Consider the following 8,144-nt stretch of genomic DNA (forward strand, 5'->3'; position numbering starts at 1 on the left):
CCGACATGAATCCGCTGCCAGTGGGCGTAACGGGAGAGCTGTATCTCGGCGGGCGAGGGCTTGCGCGTGGCTACCTGAACCGACCCGGATTGACAGCGGAACGGTTTATCGCCGATCCGTTCGACAGCCAGGGCGGGCGGCTCTACCGCACTGGCGACCTGGCCAGATGGCGGGAGGATGGGCAGATCGAATATCTGGGGCGGGTGGATCACCAGGTCAAGATCAGGGGTTTTCGCATCGAACTGGGTGAAATCGAAACGCAACTGCTGCAGCAGCTCGCTGTGCGGGAAGCAGTGGTAGTGGCCAAGGAAGGAGCGAGCGGCACCCGGCTGGTGGCCTATGTTGCGCTGCATGCGGATCATGCGGTGACCACACATGCATTGCGGGACGCGCTTGCGCAGACCTTGCCGGATTACATGCTGCCCTCGGCGATCGTGGTGCTGGACAGCCTGCCCTTGAATGCAAACGGTAAGGTGGACCGCAGCCGTTTACCTGAACCGGAATTCGTCAGCGCAGGTGACTATGCCGCACCCGAAGGGGAAGTGGAGCCAGTTCTCGCCAACATCTGGGCGGAAGTGCTGGGTATGGGCCGGGTAGGGCGCAATGACAATTTCTTCGAATTGGGCGGCGATTCAATTCTCAGTCTGCAGATCGTCACCAAAGCACGCCGGGCCGGTTGGAAGATCACGCCACGGCAGTTGTTCGAACGACAAACGATCGCTGCGCTGGCTGGGGTTGCCAAACCCGTGGAAGAAGAGGGTGAAACCGTTTTTGCCAAGCAGATGGCAATCGACGTGGCGGCGCCTATCCCGCTGCTGCCGATCCAGCTCGAATTTTTCGAACAACCCATTCCTGCGCGGCATCACTGGAACCAAACCGTCTTGCTGACAAGCCGCCAACGACTACGAGCCGAGTGGCTTGACCGTGCCCTGCGAGCAATCGTACAACATCATCGGGCACTGCGCTTCTGTTACGAAGAGCAGGCCGATGGTCACTGGATACAGCGTGCAACGGCATCGGCGGTGCAAGAGCTGTTGTGGGAACGCAGAGCGGCTGACCATGAACAATTTCTTGCGCTTTGCAACGCAGCACAGCGCAGCCTCGATCTGCACGACGGGCCGTTGCTGCGCGCATTGCTGATCGACATGGCCGATGGCACCCAACGCTTCTTGCTGGCGGTGCATCATTTGGTGATCGATGGCGTCTCTTGGCGCATCCTGCTGGAGGATCTCAAAGCGGCTTACGACCAATCAACACGCAACGAAGCGATCGTATTACCCGAAGTGACAACCGACTATGCCATCTGGACGCAGCGGCTGCAGCATTTTCCGGTGACGCATGCGGAGGAATTTGATTACTGGCAGAGTCTGGCTGGTATTACCGCTTCGCTTCCCTGTGATTTTCCAGAAGGTTCAAAGAAGATTGCGCATCAATGCAGTCTGACCGTAAAGCTCGACCGCTTGACGACCCAGGCTTTGCTCAAGGAAGCACCCGTAGCTTACCGCACGCAAGTGAACGACCTACTGCTTACCGCCCTGGGAGGCGCGCTCTGTCGCTGGAGCGGGCATGAGCGGATTCTGATCGATCTGGAGGGTCATGGGCGGGAGGATCTTTATGCTGATGTCGATCTTTCCCGAACGATTGGCTGGTTCACATCTCTGTTCCCGGTCGCACTCGACCCAATGGGTAGCCTGGATGCGCGCATCAAGCGGATCAAAGAGGGTTTACGGCAGATTCCGCACAAAGGCTTGGGTTACGGCTTGTTCAAGTACTATGGAACGGAAGCGCAGCGGCGCATCCTGGCCAACTTGCCCGAAGCACAAGTGGTGTTCAATTATCTCGGACAATTCGATGGCAGTTTTGAACACGATACTCCGTGGCAACTGGCCGATGAGCCGATCGGCGATTTGCTGGATCAAGGCGCGCGGCAACAACATGACTTATCGATCAATGGTCATATTTTGGGTGGTGAGCTTTGTTTGGAAGTGAGCTACAGCAAGGCCCGTTATGCGCGCACGACTATCGAAGCGTTTATCCGTATTTTCTTCGTTGAACTCGAATCCGTCATCACGCATTGTCAGCAAGGTATTCGCGCGGTGACACCTTCTGATTTCCCATTGATACGCATCGCGCAGGATGAGTTGGATCGTTTGCCTATTCCTTTAGTTCAACTTGACGATCTCTATCCGCTGTCACCCATGCAAACAGGTATGCTGTTTCATAGCGTGTTCGATACGGATGCCAGCGCATACCTCAATCAACTGCGGGCGGATATCGATCATTTGTCGCTGGAGCGGTTCAAAGCTGCCTGGCAGGCCGCCATCGACCGCCACGAAATATTGCGTACCGGCTTTGTGCATGAAGGCACCACCCCTTTGCAGTGGGTCGCTAGAACAGCCGACCTTCCTTTCGTTGTCATCGACTGGCGTGATCGCATACTAGCTTCCTCAGCATCGTTGGAACATGCACTGGATGATCTTGCATGGTCGGAGCATGCGCAGGGTATCGATCTAAAAAATCCACCGCTGCTGCGTATTACCGTGGTGTGCCTGCCGGATGATCGTTATCACGTCATTATGACGATCCATCATTTGCTGTTGGATGGCTGGAGCACTTCCCAGTTGTTAGGCGAAATCTTGCGGCAGTATGGAGGGGGTACCCTCTCGTCGCCGCGTACGTGTTACCGGGATTTCATCGAATGGCTGCAACATCATGAACGCAAGGCAGCGGAAGCGTATTGGCGGACTTGGGTACGCCAATTCAACGCACCAACCAGACTGGCCAGGTCGATCGTTCCTCCATCAGCCAAGCTAGCTAAGGCAGCTAAAGTAGGTTATGGGGAAGTTGTGCGGCAGCTCGCCCCCATTCAGATTGAAACACTCATTGATTTTTCCCGACAGGAGCGGGTTACCGTCAACACCCTTGTGCAGGCAGCTTGGGCATTGTTACTTGGCCATTATACGGGCCAGTACACAGTGACATTTGGCGTGACCGTTGCCGGTCGACCGGCTGATTTGCCAGGCTCAGACCAGATGCTTGGGTTGTTCATCAACACCTTGCCTGTAAACGTTGAACTTAAACCCTCGCTTAGCGTGGGTGAGTGGCTGCGTGGATTGCAGGCGCAAAACCTGGCTTCGCGCGAACATGAACACACGCCGCTATACGAGATCCAGCGCTGGGCAGGTCAGCAGCGGCAGGCACTGTTCGACAGCATTTTGGTTTTTGAGAATTATCCTCTCGATGAAGCTTTCAAGCAGCATACGCCGGGCGGATTGGTTATCTCGGACGTGAAAGGACGTGAGGAAACGAATTATCCGATGACTGTTTCGGTCGTTGAGAATAATGGCTTTTATCTGCAGTACAGCTATGACGACAAGTGTTTCTCCGAATTGGCTGTCCATGACATTGCCACCCAAATCGAGAAACTGCTGCGTGAAATTTCGCAAAGCGCTACCAATCGGCTGGGCGATCTCATCTTTTTAGATGATGTGCAACAAGCAAAGCTCAAGGTCTGGGGCGTCAACGAGCAACGCTATGCTTCGGTGAAACCGGTACATAGTCTGATCGAAAAACGGGCGATAGCATGTCCGGAAGCGACAGCACTGATTTTTGGCGACACGGAACTCGGCTACGCGGAACTGAACCGGCGCGCGAACCGGCTGGCGCACCGGTTGATCGCATTGGGTATACAACCCGAAAGCCGGGTAGGGATCGCGGTCGAACGTTCGATCGATATGATCGTAGGGCTGCTCGCCATTCTCAAGGCAGGTGGCGCCTATGTGCCGCTTGACCCGGATTATCCACGTGAGCGGCTGCAGCATATGGTGACAGACAGCGGCATCGAATTGTTGCTGACGCAGCAGGCCATCGAAGCTCGTATTCCGCGTCCCGCCCATGGCAACGTACTGCTACTGGATGCCCTGGATGTGAACGGCTATTCCGACGCCAATCCGGGTATTGCCGTACACGGCGAACATCTTGCCTATATCATCTATACCTCCGGCTCCACCGGTCACCCCAAAGGCGTGGCGGTGGCGCACCATGCCCTGGTGGAACATGCGCGGATTGCTGTTGAATTCTTCAAACTGAACAGCGCCGATCGCATGCTGCAATTTTCCACCATCAATTTCGATGGCTTTATCGAGCAACTCTTCCCGCCCTTATGTATGGGCGCTGCGATCGTCCTGCGCGGCCCGGCGCTATGGGACAGCGAGACGTTCTACCAGGAACTGATCGCCAAACGCATCACGGTGGCCGATCTGACTACCGCCTATTGGTTCTTGCTGGTTCAGGATTTCGCCAGACAGGGGGCGCGCGGCTACGGTGCGTTACGCCAAGTACATGCTGGGGGCGAAGCCATGTCACCCGAAGGCATCAAGGCCTGGCGGCAGGCAGGCTTGTCAGGAGTGGCTTTGCTGAATACCTATGGACCGACCGAGGCGATCGTGACCGCAACGGTAGCCGTTTGTAGCGGAGAAGCGCAAGGTGATCAGCAGGAAGCGGACGTCACCATCGGCAGGCCGCTGCCCGCCCGCCGTATTTATCTGCTTGATCCCAATCTGATGCCGGTGGCAACAGGCATCGCAGGTGAACTGTATATCGGTGGCGAACTGCTCGCACGCGGGTACCTGAACCGACCCGGATTGACAGCGGAACGGTTTATCGCCGATCCGTTCGACAGCCAGGGCGGGCGGCTCTACCGCACTGGCGACCTGGCCAGATGGCGGGAGGATGGGCAGATCGAATATCTGGGGCGGGTGGATCACCAGGTCAAGATCAGGGGTTTTCGCATCGAACTGGGTGAAATCGAAACGCAACTGCTGCAGCAGCTCGCTGTGCGGGAAGCAGTGGTAGTGGCCAAGGAAGGAGCGAGCGGCACCCGGCTGGTGGCCTATGTTGCGCTGCATGCGGATCATGCGGTGACCACACATGCATTGCGGGACGCGCTTGCGCAGACCTTGCCGGATTACATGCTGCCCTCGGCGATCGTGGTGCTGGACAGCCTGCCCTTGAATGCAAACGGTAAGGTGGACCGCAGCCGTTTACCTGAACCGGAATTCGTCAGCGCAGGTGACTATGCCGCACCCGAAGGGGAAGTGGAGCCAGTTCTCGCCAACATCTGGGCGGAAGTGCTGGGTATGGGCCGGGTAGGGCGCAATGACAATTTCTTCGAATTGGGCGGCGATTCAATTCTCAGTCTGCAGATCGTCACCAAAGCACGCCGGGCCGGTTGGAAGATCACGCCACGGCAGTTGTTCGAACGACAAACGATCGCTGCGCTGGCTGGGGTTGCCAAACCCGTGGAAGAAGAGGGTGAAACCGTTTTTGCCAAGCAGATGGCAATCGACGTGGCGGCGCCTATCCCGCTGCTGCCGATCCAGCTCGAATTTTTCGAACAACCCATTCCTGCGCGGCATCACTGGAACCAAACCGTCTTGCTGACAAGCCGCCAACGACTACGAGCCGAGTGGCTTGACCGTGCCCTGCGAGCAATCGTACAACATCATCGGGCACTGCGCTTCTGTTACGAAGAGCAGGCCGATGGTCACTGGATACAGCGTGCAACGGCATCGGCGGTGCAAGAGCTGTTGTGGGAACGCAGAGCGGCTGACCATGAACAATTTCTTGCGCTTTGCAACGCAGCACAGCGCAGCCTCGATCTGCACGACGGGCCGTTGCTGCGCGCATTGCTGATCGACATGGCCGATGGCACCCAACGCTTCTTGCTGGCGGTGCATCATTTGGTGATCGATGGCGTCTCTTGGCGCATCCTGCTGGAGGATCTCAAAGCGGCTTACGACCAATCAACACGCAACGAAGCGATCGTATTACCCGAAGTGACAACCGACTATGCCATCTGGACGCAGCGGCTGCAGCATTTTCCGGTGACGCATGCGGAGGAATTTGATTACTGGCAGAGTCTGGCTGGTATTACCGCTTCGCTTCCCTGTGATTTTCCAGAAGGTTCAAAGAAGATTGCGCATCAATGCAGTCTGACCGTAAAGCTCGACCGCTTGACGACCCAGGCTTTGCTCAAGGAAGCACCCGTAGCTTACCGCACGCAAGTGAACGACCTACTGCTTACCGCCCTGGGAGGCGCGCTCTGTCGCTGGAGCGGGCATGAGCGGATTCTGATCGATCTGGAGGGTCATGGGCGGGAGGATCTTTATGCTGATGTCGATCTTTCCCGAATGATAGGCTGGTTTACCTCGCAGTTTCCGATCGCGCTGAGTTGGGCAGGAGAGATCGCGCAAACGATCAAGAACACCAAAGAGATGCTCAGACAGATTCCGCACAAGGGCCTGGGTTACGGTTTGTTCAAGCACTATGGAACGGAAGTGCAACGGCATATCCTGGCCAACTTGTCCAAACCGCAAGTGGTGTTCAACTATCTGGGGCAATTTGATACATGCTCCGAAGAAAATTCGTTGTGGACATTGAGAAACGAATCCCTCGGTGAGTCAATGGATGGAGAAGCGCTGGCCGAACATGATATTTCGATCAATTGCCATATTTACGACGGTGAATTTTGTGTGGCGATCGGTTATAGCGCAGCACGCTATGCGCAAGCGACGATCGAGACATTTGCGAACAGCTATCTCGCTGAACTCAAATCGGTGATCACGCATTGCAGCCGTAGTGATACCCAAGGCGTGACGCCATCGGATTTTCCTTTGATCCGGATTGCTCAGGAGGAACTGGATCGCCTACCCATTCCGGTCGACCAGTTGGCAGATCTTTATCCCCTCTCACCGATGCAAACTGGCATGTTGTTTCATAGCGTAGCTGAAACAGATGAGGATATTTATCTCAACCAATTCAGAATCGATATCGATGGATTGGAGGTGCGCCGCTTCAAAAATGCCTGGCAGGCAGCGATCAATCGTCATGAGATACTCAGAACAGGCTTTATCCAGGAAGCGGGCACACCGCTGCAATGGATTGCCAAATCAGCTGAATTGCCCATTATCGAATACGATTGGCGTGACCGGCAGCGTGCTGCTGCCGCGTCCATGCAACAAGATCTCGATGCGCTCGCACAAGCGGAACATGCGCTCGGTCTGGATTTTTCGAAACCGCCGCTCATGCGTTTGGTGCTGGTGCGTCTGGCTGACGAAAAATATCACTTCATTTGGACAGCTCACCATCTGCTGCTGGATGGCTGGAGCACTTCCCAATTGCTCAGCGAGATCCTGCATGAGTACGGTGGCGAGGTGCTACCCACCCCTCAGGGCCGCTTCCGGGATTTTATCGAATGGTTAGAAGGGCGCGATCAAACCGCTTCGCAAGCTTACTGGCTGGAACGGCTAAACCAGGTAAACGAGCCGACGCGGTTAGCCAGCGCGCTGCCTGAGGTACAGCATGGTGCAGGTTATGTTGTCCATACCAGCGAGCTCGACCAAAACTTGACGGATGAATTGGTTCGCTTTGCCAAGCGCGCACACGTGACGGTCAATACGTTAATGCAGGCTGCATGGGCGCTGTTACTCAAATCCTATACCGGCCAGCCTACTGTGACTTTTGGCGTAACAGTCGCGGGCCGTCCGGCTGATCTGCCAGGATCTGAGCAAATGCTGGGATTGTTTATCAATACCATCCCCGTTTGCATGACGCTACGACCTGAGCAGCCGATCGCTGACTGGCTGCGTGACGTCCAGGCACAAAATCTTGCTTCACGCGAGCATGAGCACACGCCCTTATATGAGATTCAACGCTGGGTAAAGCAGAGCGGCCAAGGGTTGTTTGACAGTATCCTGGTATTCGAGAATTATCCTATCGACGAGACGCTGCAGCAGTCGGCAACGCTTGGCCTGACTTTTTCGAGCAGCCAAAACTGGGAAATGTCAAACTATCCGATAGCGGTGGCCATATCGCACCAACGGACACTCAACCTACATTTCGGCTATGACTGCCAGTATTTCTCGGAAGAAACCGTGAACCGTCTTGCTTCACAGGTGAAAGCATTGTTGCACGCAATGAGCAGCAGCCAAACCCGACAGCTCTGTGATATCACGCTGCTGAGTGAAGCGGAGCAAGTCCAACTCAAAACCTGGGGCGTCAATGAGCAACGGTATGCTTCGGTGGAACCGGTGCATCATCTGATCGAACAGCAAGCGATAGCAAGACCGGATGCAACGGCCTTG

General features: G+C 55.7%; 1 protein-coding gene. It reads left to right on the forward strand.

Annotated features, from left to right (window positions below; translation table 11 throughout):
• The coding region (locus tag BLV85_RS13655) for a non-ribosomal peptide synthetase (RefSeq protein WP_090415788.1) at positions 1-8,144 on the forward strand (8,144 nt) is incomplete at both ends.

The sequence above is a fragment of the Nitrosomonas halophila genome (assembly GCF_900107165.1).
In the GTDB taxonomy this organism is placed as follows: domain Bacteria; phylum Pseudomonadota; class Gammaproteobacteria; order Burkholderiales; family Nitrosomonadaceae; genus Nitrosomonas; species Nitrosomonas halophila.